General features: G+C 47.0%; 13 protein-coding genes. 7 read left to right on the top strand and 6 right to left on the bottom strand.

Annotated elements, in window-relative coordinates:
- Window positions 1–60: 60 nt before the first annotated feature.
- From TSUB_RS06045 to gyrA, 3 genes are all read right to left on the bottom strand, one after another.
- Window positions 61–534, bottom strand: a complete 474-nt coding sequence (locus tag TSUB_RS06045; RefSeq protein ID WP_221274565.1) for a hypothetical protein — start codon at window positions 532–534, stop codon at window positions 61–63.
- Between the two features lie 176 nt (window positions 535–710).
- Window positions 711–1,346, bottom strand: a complete 636-nt coding sequence (locus tag TSUB_RS06040) for a hypothetical protein (RefSeq protein WP_221274564.1) — start codon at window positions 1,344–1,346, stop codon at window positions 711–713.
- A 283-nt stretch (window positions 1,347–1,629) separates the two neighbouring features.
- Window positions 1,630–4,266: a DNA topoisomerase (ATP-hydrolyzing) subunit A gene (gene gyrA / locus TSUB_RS06035; protein WP_087019988.1), complete on the bottom strand. Its 2,637-nt coding sequence runs from the start codon at window positions 4,264–4,266 to the stop codon at window positions 1,630–1,632.
- Between the two features lie 393 nt (window positions 4,267–4,659).
- Between gyrA and ubiG the strand changes: the two genes are divergently transcribed.
- The 5 genes from ubiG (at window position 4,660) to yfaE (ending at window position 10,281) form a co-directional block, all read left to right on the top strand.
- On the top strand, window positions 4,660–5,367 hold the full coding sequence (gene ubiG, locus TSUB_RS06030; protein ID WP_087019991.1) for a bifunctional 2-polyprenyl-6-hydroxyphenol methylase/3-demethylubiquinol 3-O-methyltransferase UbiG: 708 nt from the start codon (window positions 4,660–4,662) through the stop codon (window positions 5,365–5,367).
- Window positions 5,368–5,490: 123 nt separating this feature from the next.
- Window positions 5,491–6,141, top strand: coding sequence for an HAD family hydrolase (locus TSUB_RS06025; protein ID WP_087019995.1), 651 nt, complete (start codon window positions 5,491–5,493; stop codon window positions 6,139–6,141).
- A 403-nt stretch (window positions 6,142–6,544) separates the two neighbouring features.
- Window positions 6,545–8,809, top strand: coding sequence for a class 1a ribonucleoside-diphosphate reductase subunit alpha (gene nrdA, locus TSUB_RS06020; protein ID WP_087019998.1), 2,265 nt, complete (start codon window positions 6,545–6,547; stop codon window positions 8,807–8,809).
- Window positions 8,810–8,875: 66 nt separating this feature from the next.
- Window positions 8,876–10,009: a class Ia ribonucleoside-diphosphate reductase subunit beta gene (nrdB, locus tag TSUB_RS06015; protein ID WP_087020001.1), complete on the top strand. Its 1,134-nt coding sequence runs from the start codon at window positions 8,876–8,878 to the stop codon at window positions 10,007–10,009.
- Entirely contained in the window at window positions 10,006–10,281 is a 276-nt protein-coding gene (yfaE, locus tag TSUB_RS06010; RefSeq protein ID WP_246616410.1) for a class I ribonucleotide reductase maintenance protein YfaE, read from the top strand. Before nrdB ends, yfaE begins: the two co-directional genes overlap by 4 nt.
- 115 nt (window positions 10,282–10,396) lie before the next feature.
- Here yfaE and TSUB_RS06005 read toward each other — a convergent pair whose 3' ends face one another.
- Window positions 10,397–11,662 carry a molybdopterin-binding protein gene (locus tag TSUB_RS06005; protein WP_246616409.1) on the bottom strand — a complete coding sequence of 422 codons (1,266 nt, stop codon included), beginning with the start codon at window positions 11,660–11,662 and terminating at the stop codon, window positions 10,397–10,399.
- 420 nt (window positions 11,663–12,082) lie between these two features.
- On the opposite strand from TSUB_RS06005, the gene TSUB_RS06000 reads away from it, so the two are divergent.
- Both TSUB_RS06000 and TSUB_RS05995 read left to right on the top strand, forming a co-directional pair.
- Complete coding sequence (locus TSUB_RS06000) at window positions 12,083–13,264, top strand: aromatic amino acid transport family protein (protein WP_087020006.1); 1,182 nt, start codon at window positions 12,083–12,085, stop codon at window positions 13,262–13,264.
- Between the two features lie 256 nt (window positions 13,265–13,520).
- Entirely contained in the window at window positions 13,521–14,450 is a 930-nt protein-coding gene (locus TSUB_RS05995) for a DUF3943 domain-containing protein (RefSeq protein WP_087020009.1), read from the top strand.
- 50 nt (window positions 14,451–14,500) lie between these two features.
- Here TSUB_RS05995 and TSUB_RS05990 read toward each other — a convergent pair whose 3' ends face one another.
- The gene (locus TSUB_RS05990; protein WP_087020012.1) at window positions 14,501–15,220 is read right to left on the bottom strand and encodes a sulfite exporter TauE/SafE family protein; all 720 of its coding nucleotides are present in this window, start codon (window positions 15,218–15,220) and stop codon (window positions 14,501–14,503) included.
- A 52-nt stretch (window positions 15,221–15,272) separates the two neighbouring features.
- Window positions 15,273–16,472 carry a methyltransferase gene (locus TSUB_RS05985; RefSeq protein ID WP_087020015.1) on the bottom strand — a complete coding sequence of 400 codons (1,200 nt, stop codon included), beginning with the start codon at window positions 16,470–16,472 and terminating at the stop codon, window positions 15,273–15,275.
- Window positions 16,473–16,582 lie beyond the last annotated feature (110 nt).

Raw genomic sequence — 16,582 nt, 5'->3', positions numbered from 1 at the left:
GTCAAAGATATAACTTCCTCCAACCCACATCAAACATCAGGGCGTAAATTGCTCGAACCATTATAACCATTCGCCCACAACTCCAAAAAATGGGTCTCCAGGAAACGGCTTAACATTATAGTGGTTTACGTAAATCGAATGGATAATTTTCCCGACCTCTACAGCACTAAACTCTTTCAAATTGTATAAGCCATCCTCAGTTTTACTGAACGACCTGCCCTTAATTCCAATGCCTGAGTTTATTAATATTTCAGACACATTAATTCCTTCGCCTTCGACTGAAATATAAGGTCTTTTAACCTTTACTGGATGGTTAATATATCCTATACCTTGAGCAGACAATGTTAACCAGCGATCGACATTTTCGTATTCGTATAGCCTTACGATCGCTGCTATTGTCGCATTGAGTGAATCATTGAACTCTCCGGATGGATGTTCAAAGAAAACCTCATCATACTCCATCTCTTTTACCCCAATAGGTCCCCTTCTGAAGACTAATATTAAAAATAATAGTAATTTAAATCCCACTTTCACAATTTATTTCTCATCGATTGTTAACGAATGACATGGATTGCTAGATATCACTTGAAGTTCTATGACAGTGTCAATTTTCTTTTATATCCTTTTTCTCAGGTGAATAGCTTCCCTAAAGAGTAGACGAACTTGTACAACACCCATGTCATTTGTCGGCTACAAGTCCCTCTTATCAGTCAGCCACTAAACGCATTGGTTAAGTGCTTCATATATTCACCATATTTAGGGATAATTTGGTCTTTGTCTGTGTATTTTGAAAACTCCTCTGCAAAAACAAATAACTCATCAACCTCCCCTTCGCATGCGAGTAGCAAGGGTAATATACGTATACGGTGGGAAAAACTAAAAACAGGCCAAGACTTAACATTATCTGACTTTAATAAGTCAATAACGTCACTTCGATTCCTTAATCTTTCAAGTTCGCCCAAAGAAAAATTAAGGATGTCAGACGAAAGAATTTCAGGCGGTGAATTAACAGAATACAAATTACTAGTTATACTACTCAACATTTTAGAAACTGTATATGTAGCTCGCACGTCTTTAGGCATCGCTTTTTTCAAATCTAAATAATTAACTCCAAATGATGGATTTATAACTCCTATACCAAAATTCAGATGGATCCATTCTTGATCGAGCTTACCAATTTTTCTCTTCCACTGATTGCTGCTTTTAGTTCGTTTGAACCCTAACGGCTCAAGCTCAGAATCTAGTTTCTCAAGATAAATCTGCTGGATTGAAAGTTTCATTGAACTAATACCTAAAATGACATTTAACGCTCCCTCATGAAGACCTTCCTCACTTTGAGTGAGCACTGAAAGCTAATCCCGGGGCTAACTCGCCTTCACAAGCCAGTATCGCGTGCTAAGTAACCCCAACCATAACAAATATGCTATCCATGGGTATAGGGCTAGAAGCTTGTACTGGAAGAAAGCGCGACAGAGTTCAACATGCTTAACGCACTATGAAAGACTAATAAAAGTGGAGCAACAACAATGAATGACACGGTACTCTTCTGTCGATCACAATCACGTTTTACCGACATAAAAAAAGCGTGACTCGAAAGTCACGCTTTTTAAATCATTCTAAAGAGAAGGATTACGCTTCAGATTCGCCTTCATCAGATGAAGGTTGCGCTGCATCAGCTTGAGGTGCTTCGGCGTTTTCGCCTTCTACCGCATCCTCTTCACCTTCTGGCAATGCTTCTTCTTCTGGTTCATCGATGCGTTGCAGACCAACAACGTGCTCGTCTTCGGCTGTTCTGATCAAGGTAACACCTTGCGTATTACGTCCAACACGGCTCACTTCAGCAACACGAGTACGCACTAAGGTACCTGCATCCGTGATCATCATGAACTCGTCACCTTCATCGGCCTGTACTGCACCGACAACGCTACCGTTACGCTCAGAGACTTTAATAGAGACAACACCTTGAGTTGCACGGCTCTTCGCTGGGTATTCAGCGAGCTCAGTACGCTTACCATAACCGTTTTCGGTCACTGTCAGTACATCACCTTCTGAGTGTGGCACGATCAAAGAAACGACGCTGTCACTCTCTGCGAGTTTAATACCACGTACACCTGCCGCGGTACGACCCATGGCACGTACTTGATCTTGGTTAAAGCGTACCACTTTACCCGCTTTCGAGAACAGTAATACGTCTGAACCGTCTTCCGTGATATCGACGCCAATCAATGAGTCACCATCGCGTAGGTTCACAGCAATGATACCGGCGCTACGTGGGCGACTGAAGTCAGTCAATGGCGTTTTCTTCACTGTACCGTCTGCAGTTGCCATGAAGACGTACTTGTCATCTTCATACTCTTTGATCGGTAGGATCGCCGTGATGCGCTCGTTCTCTTCCAGAGGAAGGACGTTCACAATCGGCTTACCACGTGCAGTACGTGTTGCGTGAGGTAGCTGGTATGTCTTCAACCAGTACATACGACCACGGCTTGAGAAACACAGGATCGTGTCGTGAGTATTCGCGACAAGCAGCTTCTCAATGTAGTCTTCATCTTTCATGCGCGTCGCCGCTTTACCCTTACCACCACGACGTTGTGCTTCATACTCAGACAGTAGCTGGTACTTCACGTAACCTTCGTGTGAAAGTGTAACGACCACGTCTTCTTGGTTGATAAGATCTTCCAAGTCAATATCGTGGCTCGCAGCGGTGATTTCAGTGCGACGTACATCGTTGAATTGGTCACGAACCAACTCTAACTCTTCACGGATCACTTCCATCAAACGCTCAGTGCTACCTAAGATTTTCAGTAGTTCTTCAATCTGCTCAAGTAGCGCTTTGTATTCGTCGAGAATCTTCTCGTGCTCTAGGCCAGTCAACTTGTGTAGACGTAGGTCTAGAATCGCTTGTGCTTGCTGCTCAGTTAGGAAGTATTGGCCATCACGGATGCCAAACTCATCTTCTAACCACTCAGGTCGTGCGGCATCAACACCGGCACGCTCAAGCATTGCGGCAACGTCACCCAAATCCCAACCGCGCTGCTGTAGGCCAAGTCTAGCTTCTGCTGGCGTCGGCGCGCGCTTGATGAGTTCGATGATTTCGTCGATATTGGCAAGTGCAATCGCCAAACCTTCTAGGATGTGCGCGCGCTCTCGCGCTTTACGCAGTTCATAGATGGTACGACGAGTCACCACTTCTTGACGGTGGTTAACGAAGCACTTCAGCATCTCTTTCAGGTTGAACAGTTTTGGCTGGCCATTATCCAGCGCAACCATGTTAATACCGAAAGTGGTTTGCAGTTGAGTTTGCGCGTATAGGTTATTGAGTACAACCTCGCCCACGGCATCACGGCGACACTCAATGACAATGCGCATCCCGTCTTTATCAGACTCGTCACGCAGTGCAGAAATGCCTTCGACTTTCTTATCTTTCACAAGCTCGGCGATCTTTTCGATCAAACGCGCTTTGTTCACCTGATAAGGGATTTCAGTGACAATAATGGTTTCTTTACCATTCTTATCTGCTTCAATCTCTGCTTTAGAGCGCAGGTAAATTTTACCGCGGCCCGTTTTATAAGCGTCGATGATGCCTTTGCGACCACTGATCAACGCCGCAGTTGGGAAGTCGGGGCCCGGAATATGTTCGATCAACTCATCGATAGTGATGTCGTTGTTCTCGATATATGCCAAGCAACCATCAATGACTTCACCCAAGTTATGCGGAGGAATGTTGGTCGCCATACCTACCGCGATACCGGACGAACCGTTCACCAATAGGTTTGGAATCTTAGTTGGAAGTACTGCTGGGATTTTTTCCGTGCCGTCGTAGTTATCGACGTAATCCACAGTCTCTTTATCTAGGTCAGCCAAAAGCTCGTGGGCAATTTTTGCCATACGGACTTCGGTATAACGCATTGCTGCCGCTGAGTCGCCATCTACGGAACCGAAGTTACCTTGGCCATCAACCAGCATATAGCGCAGCGCAAACGGCTGAGCCATACGTACAATGGTGTCGTATACCGCACTGTCGCCATGTGGGTGGTATTTACCGATCACATCGCCGACAACACGGGCAGATTTTTTATATGGTTTGTTCCAGTCATTACCCAGTACATTCATCGCGAACAACACGCGACGGTGTACGGGCTTCAGGCCATCACGCACATCCGGTAATGCCCGACCCACGATTACAGACATCGCGTAGTCGAGATACGAAGTTTTAAGCTCTTCTTCGATATTTACGGGCGTGATCTCTTTTGCAAGATCGCTCATGGAGCCAAATTCCCTCAAATAATTTGTCGTATCTATATACGTGCAAGACTTAGCCGTATTTATATACGTGCAAGTCGTGGGAATATAGCACGATTTCGCTGATCAACGCACCTGTTTCATTTAAATGACAAGGTTTATGCCCCACACTTCGAAAAAGGTCACAGCTTCATTGTTGATTCTTTAATCAATTGACCGGATTTTCGGTCATGCCCGTCTTGCCGCTCTCACTTTTTCGCGTCGAGAGAGAGAAGTTGCTAAGTCAGGCGATGCAGAAGTTAATGATGCAAAAAGCAGCATTGCATCCGTGAGGCCATCATTTCTGCACGCTAAGCCTTCTTTCTTATTTCCGACTCACGTTATACTGGCATCAAACTCACGGACAGAAGTAGAACCATGACTCAAGCGAATGTTGATCCTGCTGAAATCGCCAAATTTGAACAGATGGCAGCGCAATGGTGGGATCTTGAAGGTGAATTCAAACCACTACATCAAATCAACCCTCTCCGTCTTAATTACGTTATTGAACGTAGCAATGGTCTGTTTGGAAAAACCGTACTCGATGTTGGCTGTGGCGGCGGTATTCTTGCCGAAAGTATGGCCGTAGCCGGAGCAAATGTGACCGGGATTGATATGGGAAAAGAGCCCCTCAGCGTCGCCCGCTTACATGCATTAGAAACCGGTGCTCAGCTGACTTACCAGCAAACCACTGCCGAGCAACACGCTGAAGAGAATCCTGGCAAATACGATGTTGTCACTTGCATGGAAATGCTAGAGCACGTGCCAGACCCCGCTTCGATCATCCGCGCTTGTTACCAGCTCGTCAAACCCGGTGGGCATGTTTTCTTCTCAACGCTCAATCGCAACGTCAAGTCTTACCTCTTTGCCATTGTTGGCGCAGAACAGGTCATGAAGCTAGTCCCGAAAGGTACCCATGATCATGCGAAGTTCATTCGCCCATCCGAACTCATTGGCTTTATCGACGAGACAGGCTTGGTAGAGCAACATATCACTGGTCTGCATTACAACCCGCTCTTTGATAGTTACAAGCTCGGTACTAACGTCGATGTGAACTACATTGTCCATACCATTAAGCAAAATTAAGCGTGCATTGTGTTTGCACTCACAATGGAAGGTCGGGGTCCCCCGGCCTTTTTTATTTTCATATGCACAGGTAGAGTAAGAAGAACAATGCAACACGTTCGATCAACCATCTAAGGAAGAAAAATGATAGACGCTTTGCTTTTTGATCTCGACGGCACTCTACTCGATACTGCGGGTGATTTATCTAACGCCGCCAATAAGGTTCTCACTGCGCGAGGTTATCCCCTACTTACTGCCGCACAAATCCAAGCGTTTACAAGTTATGGCGCACGCGGCTTGTTTAAAGCTGGATTTGGCGCTGATCTTCAGCAATTCGATCCACGCCAATTGCGCAAAGAATTTCTTCATCACTACGCTAGCCACATTAATGACACAACATGCTTCTATCCTCACATAGAAAACGTGCTCACTCATCTCAACCAACATAAGGTGCCTTGGGGGATTATGACCAACAAGCCGGCGTTTCTCACCGACATGTTGCTACCCGACTACCCCTTGTTAGCAACGGCAAAAATCATTGTCAGTGGCGACACCTTAGAGAAAGCGAAGCCCCATCCAGAACCATTGCTCTACTGTGCTGACGCTATGCAGGTGGATGCATCTCGGGTTGCCTATATCGGTGATATCGAGAATGACATGGTGGCAGCACGCGATGCGAGAATGAAAGGGGTGATTGCAGGCTGGGGCTATATCGGCGCTGACCATCAGCCGCAAAGTTGGCCACACTGGCGATATCTGAAGCAACCGGACGAGCTCCTGTCATTACTCGACTAGCACGAAAAAACACCCAATAAGCGGTTGAATTTCGACCAATTGATGACTTTTTGATTTGTTTCACAAACTTCAAAAAAAGCAATAAAATTAATTTCGAACACCCCTGACAGCTGTCCCTTTTATAAGCAACTGGCTTAAGCCCTCGTTTATCCCGAGGGCAAAAAGTAAGTAAGTACTGACATAATTCGCAACATCCCCAACTTATCCACAATTTCAGCCAAACTGAACGGTTGCAAAACGCCGCGTTGATCACTATCTTGTACGCCATTCCGCAACCAAACCCTATATCTTGTGTTTTAGCGTCAGCAAACCATACTAAATAACGGCACTTGTGCACGAGGAAGTACAAGGGTGAGTGCGGCATTTTTTTCAGTCTTCAATACTATCGGGACCACAATTTACAATGAACCAACAACTTACGGTTACCAAACGCAACGGAAGCGAGGAACTTATCGACCTCGATAAGATCCACCGTGTAATCACCTGGGCCGCAAAAGACCTAGATAATGTGTCAGTCTCTCAAGTAGAACTAAAATCCCACATTCAGTTTTACAACGGAATCAAAACGTCCGACATCCATGAGACCATCATTAAAGCCGCTGCCGACTTGATTTCTGAGCAATCGCCAGATTATCAGTACTTAGCTGCTCGTCTAGCGATCTTCCACCTTCGTAAGAAAGCCTACGGCCAGTTTGAACCACCTAAGTTGTTTGATCACGTTACAAAATTGGTAGAAACCGGTAAGTATGACAAACACCTGCTCGCAGACTACACACAAGCTGAGTTCGAGCAGATGGACGAATTCATTGATCACTGGCGCGATATGGATTTCTCCTACGCCGCGGTGAAGCAACTCGAAGGCAAGTACCTTGTTCAGAACCGCGTGAGTGGTGAAATTTACGAGAGTGCGCAGTTCCTTTACATGATGGTAGCGGCCTGTCTGTTCGCCAACTACCCGAAAGAGACGCGTATGGACTACATCCGTCGCTTCTATGATGCGGTATCTACGTTCAAAATCTCGCTACCAACACCAATCATGTCAGGTGTACGTACCCCTACTCGCCAGTTCAGCTCTTGTGTACTGATCGAGTGTGATGACAGCCTTGATTCCATCAACGCAACAGCGAGCTCTATCGTACGCTACGTCTCTCAACGTGCAGGTATCGGTATCAATGCAGGCCGTATCCGTGCACTTGGCAGTGAAATCCGTGGTGGTGAAGCCTTCCATACTGGCTGTATACCATTCTATAAGTACTTCCAAACTGCGGTGAAGTGTTGTTCTCAAGGTGGTGTACGCGGTGGTGCTGCGACAGTGTTCTACCCTCTCTGGCACGGCGAAGTAGAATCGCTACTCGTTCTTAAGAACAACCGTGGTGTTGAAGAAAACCGTGTTCGTCATATGGACTACGGCGTTCAAATTAACAAGCTAATGTACACGCGCCTGATCAAAGGCGGCGATATCACGCTGTTCTCACCGTCGGATGTACCGGGGCTGTATGATGCGTTCTTCGAAGATCAAGATGAGTTCGAACGCTTGTACGTGAAATACGAGCAAGACAGCAGTATTCGCAAGAAGAGCATTAAAGCAATCGACTTGTTCTCAACCATGATGCAAGAGCGTGCTTCAACGGGTCGTATCTACATCCAGAACGTTGACCACTGTAATACCCACAGTCCGTTCGATGAGAAAGTTGCTCCTGTACGTCAATCGAACCTGTGTATGGAGATTGCCCTGCCAACTCGCCCATTGAACAATGTGGAAGATGAAAACGGTGAGATCGCCCTTTGTACGCTTTCCGCCTTCAACCTAGGCAAGCTTGAATCATTGGATGAGCTCGAAGAGCTTGCAGAGCTCACCGTACGTGCACTTGATGCCCTGCTAGATTACCAAGACTACCCACTACCAGCGGCGAAGATCTCCACCATGAACCGCCGTACTTTGGGTGTAGGTGTCATTAACTACGCATACTACTTAGCGAAGAATGGCGCGAAATACTCAGATGGTAGCGGTAATGCTTTAACCCACCGTACCTTTGAAGCCATTCAGTACTACTTGTTGAAAGCGTCACTTGGTCTCGCAAAAGAGCAAGGTGCTTGCCCTGCATTCAATGAAACCAAGTATGCGAAAGGCATCTTGCCAATCGATACCTATAAGCAAGATCTTGATAAGATTTGTGATGAGCCATTGCACTATGATTGGGAATCACTACGCAGTGAAATCCAAGAGCACGGCCTACGTAACTCGACGCTTTCTGCACTCATGCCGTCTGAGACCTCTTCACAGATCTCAAACGCGACCAATGGCATTGAGCCACCTCGTGGTTATGTTTCAGTCAAAGCATCAAAAGATGGCATTTTGAAGCAAGTCGTCCCTGAGTACAGCAAGTACAAAGACAACTACGAGCTATTGTGGGAGATCGGTCCTAACGACGGTTACTTGCAACTCGTGGGTCTAATGCAGAAGTTTGTTGACCAAGCAATTTCAGCGAACACCAACTATGATCCAGCAGCGCAGCCAGGTGGTAAAGTACCTATGAAGCTGCTACTGAAAGACTTATTGACCGCCTATAAACTCGGCGTGAAAACGCTGTACTACCATAACACCCGCGACGGTGCATCGGACGCGCAATCTGATGACGATTGTGCAGGCGGCGGTTGTAAGATCTAAGCAACGCTAAACCAAGGATAGCAAGGGCCCGAATATCGGGCCCTTTAAGAGTTTTTGAGGATAATCATGGCTTACAGTACTTTTTCTAAGCAGAAAAACGACCAACTTTCAGAACCAATGTTCTTCGGTCAAGCGGTTAACGTTGCCCGTTATGACCAACAAAAATACGAGATTTTTGAAAAGCTGATTGAAAAGCAACTCAGCTTTTTCTGGCGTCCAGAAGAAGTCGATGTCTCAAGTGATCGCATCGACTACGCAGACCTGCCTGATCATGAAAAACACATTTTCATCTCTAACCTAAAGTACCAAACACTACTCGATTCAATCCAAGGTCGTAGCCCAAACGTCGCACTGCTACCGCTTGTTTCTATTCCAGAGTTAGAGACTTGGATTGAGACATGGGCATTTTCTGAGACCATTCACTCACGCTCTTATACCCATATCATCCGTAACATCGTCAAAGACCCATCGGTTGTTTTCGATGACATCGTTGATAACGAATATATCGTTAAGCGTGCGGAAGATATCTCTAAGTTTTACGACGACCTTATCCAAGCGACCAACGATTACCATCGCTTTGGCGAGGGCGAGCATGTCTTAAACGGCGAGACTGTCGTGGTGAACCTACGCGATCTCAAAAAGAAGCTTTACGTCTGTCTCATGTCAGTCAACGCGCTTGAAGCGATCCGTTTTTACGTCAGCTTCGCCTGTTCTTTCGCCTTCGCTGAGCGCGAATTAATGGAAGGTAATGCGAAAATCATTAAGCTAATCGCGCGTGATGAAGCACTGCACCTCACTGGCACCCAGCACATGCTAAACCTGCTGCGCAGCGGTAAAGACGACCCTGATATGGCAGAGATTGCTCGCGAGTGTGAGCAAGAGTGTTTTGACCTGTTTAAAGAAGCCGCTGAACAAGAGAAAGAGTGGGCAGAATACCTGTTCAAAGATGGCTCTATGATCGGCTTGAACAAAGACATTCTTTGCCAGTACGTGGAGTACATTACCAACTTGCGTATGGCTGCTGTTGGCCTGAAACCAGCCTATGACGATGCAGATCAGAACCCAATTCCTTGGATTAACGCATGGTTGTCTTCAGACAATGTACAAGTTGCGCCACAAGAAGCTGAGATCAGCTCATACCTTGTGGGGCAAATTGACAATGATGTCAGTGCGGATGACCTCGGTGACTTCGAGCTTTGATTAAAATCGACATCAACCAAGGGGAAGAGGTGGTTTACCTCGACACTGAGGACAATTTGCTGGAAAGCCTTGCTGAGCAAGGCATAGACGCAGAAGCCCAATGTAAAGATGGCTTCTGCGGCTCTTGCAAATGCACGATGTTAGAAGGTGAAGTGGAATACACTCAATCAGCGCTCGCCTTCGTGATGCCTGATGAAATACTGCCTTGTATCTGCAAGCCATTGACGAGTTTAAAACTCGCCAATGTCACCTATCATATCAAATCGAAATAATGCGAAATCACGTCAAAACGAGTGGCTCATCGCCCTTGGAATGCGCATCTTAGAAAGAGAAACAGGCAGCCACTCGGCTGCCTGTTTTGTACTTTGCCTATGCCAAATGCCAACATCAGTCTTGCGTTGAATCCGCATCGGATGTTTGACTCCCCTCTCTCGGAAGCAGCACTTCGCCCTCGACGGACAAAGACTCATATTCTCCACACAGTGGCAAATCATTCAGGTAACGTCTCAAGATATCGAGCACAAGCGTCGCTACCACCAAACGTTGGTCACTCAAGTTTCGCTTGCGACGTTGGCGAACTAAAATGCCAAACTCACCTTGCACCGTTGCCAACGCAACAGCAACGTAACCGTCAACGTTTGCGCCTGTCGATAAGCCGATATCTGCTCCTGTCTTCTCGCGGCTTGCCGTCGCCATCGCGAGGGCAGCCGCCAACGGATCGGCATCGGCTAAACTCTCGTCAAGTTTAGGTTTCAAGAACCAGCTTTGGATGACATATTGTGACGTCACTTCATTATCATGTAGCTGTGCCGTCACTTGCCCAGCAGTGAACTGTTCGGCAACAGAAACCGACAGCCCATAGTGATCAAGTCGTTCACCGATAGCGGCAATCAGGGGTTGGTTAACGCTCAATACGTTGTCACCTAGACGAGATGCAACCTCATCTCGCAGAGCGGGAAACTGGGGACTTTCAAGATCTGCAAAAATCTTAACTTCAATAAAGGGTAAATAAGAGCGATAGCCAATATCGACCTGATCAGGCAAATTCACATCGCGTAACCTTTCACTAATGCCCGACTCCGATAGCCCAAAAGTGTAAAAACGGTGGCAGCCGCGTACAACACGATTTGCTGCTGCAGGATGGGCCAGAACTTCTGGCAGAATAAGGTCATCCACCATGCGGAAAAACTCGCTCGGTACGCCGGGGGTAAAGTAAAAGTCCGCTTGATTGAGCTTAAGATGAAATCCACACGCCGTGCCAACGGGGTTATCGATAACACGCGCACCGTCAGGCAACATGGCTTGCTTTAGGTTCGTCTCTGGCATTTCGCGCTGCAAACGGCGATATTTTTCCCGCATCTCTTCAAGCCACGCTTCAGACAACACCAGCCCAACATTGGCAGCCATTGCGGCGGCGGCCGCACTCAAATCATCTTCTGTTGGCCCTAATCCACCATTGACGATCACCACGTCACTTTTGCGACTCAATGACAGCATTTCTTCACTGAGTGCCTGAAGCTCATCCCCGACAGTGACGCGACGACAAACACCCACGCCAGCATCAAAACAGCGTTGAGAAAACCATGCGGCGTTGCTGTCGACAATATCGCCATGCAGCACTTCTTCTCCGGTACTTAACATTGTTATGTTCACATCGACTCCTTTACTGTCCGAACTGCTGCACTCGCCCACCGAAAACAAACCTGAGTCATTTAACCCTAGCAAACAAACGCGCCTCAATGTTCTCAAGATACATCACATCAATAAGATCCCCAAGCAACAAAACGCGTCGATTCAAAGCCTTATGCCTATGATTCACTACAAACAAGCTCACTAACTATCCCTGCGCTGGGGAGAGGTTAAAGTCCTCACTCCACACAATGCCCAAAAAAAGTTGTTTCACTGACTATTTTGAGGTGCTCCATCGCGATGAGTGTAAATTTAAAATTACATCACTTGTAACTTCAAGTTGACAATCATTTAAGCCAAAGATAACTTACCCTGCAACACTTCAGCCTGCATAGACAAATAGCAGCAATACAAATCACTAAGTTAGTAAAGTTAGGTGTACAAATGAACCAAAGACAGAAACTCATAGGCAGTACGCTGATCATCGCAGGAACAACAATCGGGGCTGGTATGTTAGCGCTACCTATCGCTTCTGCCGGACTCGGGTTTACGTCTTCTACTATTATGATGATCGCGATTTGGGCGCTAATGGCTTATACCGCCATATTAATGCTGGAAGTTCATCAGCATGCCGATAACACCGCGACCCTGCATACCTTGGCTCAACAGTTTTTGGGCAACAATGGCAAACGTATCGCCACCTTCGCGATGCTGTTTTTGTTTTACGCGCTATGTGCTGCTTACATTGCAGGCGGTGGCGGCCAACTCGCTGCCCGTGTAAACCACCACTCAGATATCGCAGTCACTGCCCAACAGGGCAGCGTCATCTTAACGCTTTTTGTTGCCGCCATTGTGGCGACTGGCGTCAAGCAAGCCGATATCACCAACCGCATCTTGTTTGCGATAAAACTCGTCTTGCTGGTTGTGACATTCAAGTTGCTTGCGCCACAAGTAGAAACCAGCAATTTGCTGCAATCACCCAGTGATAACTTGTTGCTGCTTTCCGCGTTGCCTGTTGTCTTCACCTCATTTGGCTTTCACGGTAGCATTCCGTCTGTCGTCCGTTACCTCGATCTTCCTCCGATGAAGTTGAAAAAAGTCATGGTCATTGGATCCGCGCTACCCTTGCTGATTTACCTGATCTGGCAATGGACGACACAAGGCACACTTTCTAGTGAACAAATTAGTCATAGTGGTGAACTTGATAGTTTTCTCAATTTACTCGCTACCCATAGCCATTCCGGCTGGCTGATGCCTGCATTGCGAAGCTTCGCAGAGCTCGCCCTATTGACTTCCTTTCTCGGTGTAGCACTAGGTTTGTTTGATTTTATTCGTGACATGATAGGTCAAGGCAGCCGCCTTCTCACCGCGCTCATTACTTTCTTACCACCATTAGGGTTTGCACTCTTTTACCCGCAGGGCTTTATCACAGCCTTGGGTTACGCTGCACTCGCACTCGTTGTCCTCGCCATCTTTTTACCGGTTGGCATGGCCCACCGTGCCCGTAAAATGCAACCAGAAATCGCATCTAACTCCATTGGATTGATTATGGCAGCAGCCTGCGGTGTATTGATTGTGACTGCGCAAGTCGCCCAGATGGTCGGGCTATTACCCGCTGTCGGCTAGCGCCATACTTTTTGTGGCTGTTCGGTTTACCTTCGCCAATTCAACGAGCAGCCCTATCCTTCGATCGCTCATCAATAACTGCTTGCTCTCACTGTTACATCGTCGCAACAAGTCAAAAGCAGTTTATTGTGAATCATCGCCGATTTTTCGAAACATCAATCTCTTTGCTGGATAAATGTCAAATTTTGTTATGAAAAATGCGATGGCATAAGTTTTTTATCAGTTAGGCTAGGCTTTTCTATACGGGTGAGCGATAATGCACGACCTTTTTTTAATCAACTGTATTAGCGCCCAGAGGGAGTCCAGATTGAAATCTGTCGTGTTATCCGTCTTAACTGGTCTTTGCTTGTCCACACAAGCACTTGCTTTTAACCCTTCTGCTTGTCAGGGGGTGCATTTCGACTATTGCGATACCAATAGTGATTTGCCGGGTTACCGCTACACTTCCACGCTATCTTATGGACAAGAACTTGACGTGCTGACTGAGGCAGAGCCTCGTTTACCCTTACACCTTCAAGCTAGTCCCGATGAAGATTGGGACTACCTCAAAGAACAAACTTACACCATCCTTGGACTTAGTGTGGCGACAGTTGGTTTTATGACCCTGCTGCCTGAAAGCGTGACGAATTGGGATGAAGACGATCGCGACATGAGCCGTCTTGCGAGCAAGTGGTGGGATAATGTCAGTTCAGGTCCGGTGTGGGATAAAGATGACCACTTTTTAAACTATGTCATGCACCCCTATTTTGGTGGTGTCTACTATACCGCTGCGCGTCATGCTGGGTATGATGAGTGGAAGTCATTCATGTACTCCTTCACAATGTCGACTTTCTTCTGGGAATACGGTGTCGAAGCCTTCGCGGAAGTGCCTTCTATCCAAGATATTATCGTCACCCCAATTTTTGGTGCTGCTGTGGGCGAACTCATGTACCAAAAAGAGCAAGACATTCTCGCCAACGGCGGGGAAGTTTGGGGCTCGAAATCTTTTGGTAGCTTTAACCTCTTCCTTCTCAACCCCGTTGGCCACATCCATTACTGGATCACCGATTGGTGGCAAGACGATGTCGAAGTGAATATGAACTACACGCCTTGGTTCGGTAACCGAGATGCGACCCGCTTCGCGCTCGATGCAGGCGCGCGCTACGATAGCCAATTTGTCGGTATGGAAGTGAAGCTGAAGTGGTAATCAGTCCACATCAATAAACAGTCACGGCGCTCCGTGTTAAGCGCCGTTTTTTATCCCGTGATCCCTTGATGTAACGCCGTTAATCCGGAGATTGAACACAAGATTAAAATAGCCATTCGCATCCACTCCGCTTTTATCAAATGCTGTACCTTTGTTGAAAACCAAATCGCGATCAAGCTTGGTGGCAACATGATCAGCGCATATTTCACATGCCACCAGCTAAAATGCCCAGTGTAACTGAGCATAAACAGCGACAGGATACAGCTAAACAAAAAATACGCGGACAAGTTAGCGCGCAGCTTGCCACCTTCTGCATGTTGCAACACAATCGCCATGGGTGGGCCACCAATACTGGTCGCAGTGCCCATAACACCGGATGCAAACCCAGCCCAAAACAGTGACTGATTAGTTGGCTGAATTTTCACTTTCGACAAACTCACCACCACCGCCAGTAATACACCTCCGCCGAGCACAATCGCTAACTGCTGGCTTGTCATGACCATGAGCAGCCAACCTGCAACCAAAGTCCCCGGTACACGGCCCACAAATGCGGCCCCTAAGCCACGATATGAGATGTGCTTTCTAAGCTGGTAAGTATTTGTACCCGCGAGGATGAGTCCCATAAACGTTAAGGTGCCAGGCACGAAACGTGGTTCGAAAAAGAAAACAATCGGCGCGGCTACAATGGCCATACCAAAACCAATACTACTTTGGACAAAGCAGCCAACAGCGAGCGCAAGTGCGCTAAAAACAAGCACGCTTATTTCCATACGGATTCCTGATTTGTGGCTGAGTGGCGTCGACTGACGACGCGATCAGCAATTACTGTTTAACAGCATGAAGATAGAAATTACGAGGTGTAACTGACTTCTCACAGAAGCGTTGCAGTGAAACACGATACCCTTGCTGCTCCATAAACAGCACTCTATCTAAGATCAACCACAGCTCAAGTGGACGACGAAACAGTTGTCGAACCAATTCCATGCGTTCGACTTTCTTGAATCGGCATTGCCCCTTGGATAGCCAATCATCGTAATTGATGTCATCTTGCAAGGCGATTTGCTTTTTATCCGCAGCCCATTGGCAAAAGTACGCAAACCCTTGGTTGAATATCTGCTTTTTTACATTAGGAATGGGCATATATGCATTGCGATTTCTCAAGTCTCGCTGCAATAAATCGAACCCAAGACGAAAACTCATCTCTGTCGCTCGTAATCGCTCGATTCTCGCGGGCGCAGTGACGGTTTCCTGCAAGGGTAAACGCAAGTCATGTTTAGACAGCGTTATCTCAGATACCTGCGCGACTTGCGATAACGGTTGATAAGTCTTGCTAGGAATGAGGTGATAGCAACAGGGTGAGATGGTCACTTGCTCAGTATTATTTTCGGCTGCCACACGCAATAAACGCATATGGAGTTCCCCACATGCATGTAAGGCGACCGCATGCTGATGCGCTTTGACATATTCTCCAGCCTCATCACTGAAAGCATCACCACACACCATAGTCACGGGCAGTGCATGCTTTTGCGCTTGCTGCTCACCCTGTTCACACAAACTGGCTTGCCACTCGAGACTCGTCACTGACTGTTGGTGTAAATCCGCTAAGAGACGCCCCAAATGTGCTTTACCCGCACACCACTCCAGAAAAGGTAAATTAAGATTCTCAAAGCCTCTCGAAAAAGCGTTGATTTGGTGCCACTTCCGACCGGGAATACCAGCATCTAATCCGCGCTTAGCATCCTGTTGCACTTTTTCTTGCGTCAAAGGCCATTGCAAATCATCCGCTAGGCGACACAAGATGTCTGCCTCAGGAATGAAAGGCGATAACGCCTCAGCGAGCGCAGGCAAGTCGCTTTTCAACTGCACCACATCTTGATCACTCAACTGCTCAAGCCACTGTACCAAGGGTGACGTTTGCTCCCAAAAATACCCTGTTCGCTCGAAAGGTAAAAACTGCCAATATTGGCGTGATGAAACCAACGCCTTATCCAGCGCCTCAAAATGTGTTTTTGTTGAGAACATGAAACCTCCAAGAACTGCAGGCACATTGTAACGTATTGACCGCCGCAGAAAAGGCGCTAATTATTAGCAAATCGCTGGCTAAATGTACGCTCACGATACAAAAAGGCACA

Source organism: Thaumasiovibrio subtropicus, from assembly GCF_019703835.1.
GTDB lineage: Bacteria > Pseudomonadota > Gammaproteobacteria > Enterobacterales > Vibrionaceae > Thaumasiovibrio > Thaumasiovibrio subtropicus.
Note: the sequence above shows the minus strand (reverse complement) of the source record. Positions and strands in the feature narration are given on the sequence as shown.

Coding starts and splice junctions, on each gene's coding strand:
- TSUB_RS05985 (WP_087020015.1), bottom strand. CDS start 16,472: ATGTTCTCAACAAAAACACATTTTGAGGCGCTGGATAAGGCGTTGGTT.
- gyrA (WP_087019988.1), bottom strand. CDS start 4,266: ATGAGCGATCTTGCAAAAGAGATCACGCCCGTAAATATCGAAGAAGAG.
- nrdB (WP_087020001.1), top strand. CDS start 8,876: ATGGCTTACAGTACTTTTTCTAAGCAGAAAAACGACCAACTTTCAGAA.
- TSUB_RS05990 (WP_087020012.1), bottom strand. CDS start 15,220: ATGGAAATAAGCGTGCTTGTTTTTAGCGCACTTGCGCTCGCTGTTGGC.
- TSUB_RS06025 (WP_087019995.1), top strand. CDS start 5,491: ATGATAGACGCTTTGCTTTTTGATCTCGACGGCACTCTACTCGATACT.
- ubiG (WP_087019991.1), top strand. CDS start 4,660: ATGACTCAAGCGAATGTTGATCCTGCTGAAATCGCCAAATTTGAACAG.
- TSUB_RS06000 (WP_087020006.1), top strand. CDS start 12,083: ATGAACCAAAGACAGAAACTCATAGGCAGTACGCTGATCATCGCAGGA.
- nrdA (WP_087019998.1), top strand. CDS start 6,545: ATGAACCAACAACTTACGGTTACCAAACGCAACGGAAGCGAGGAACTT.
- TSUB_RS05995 (WP_087020009.1), top strand. CDS start 13,521: ATGCACGACCTTTTTTTAATCAACTGTATTAGCGCCCAGAGGGAGTCC.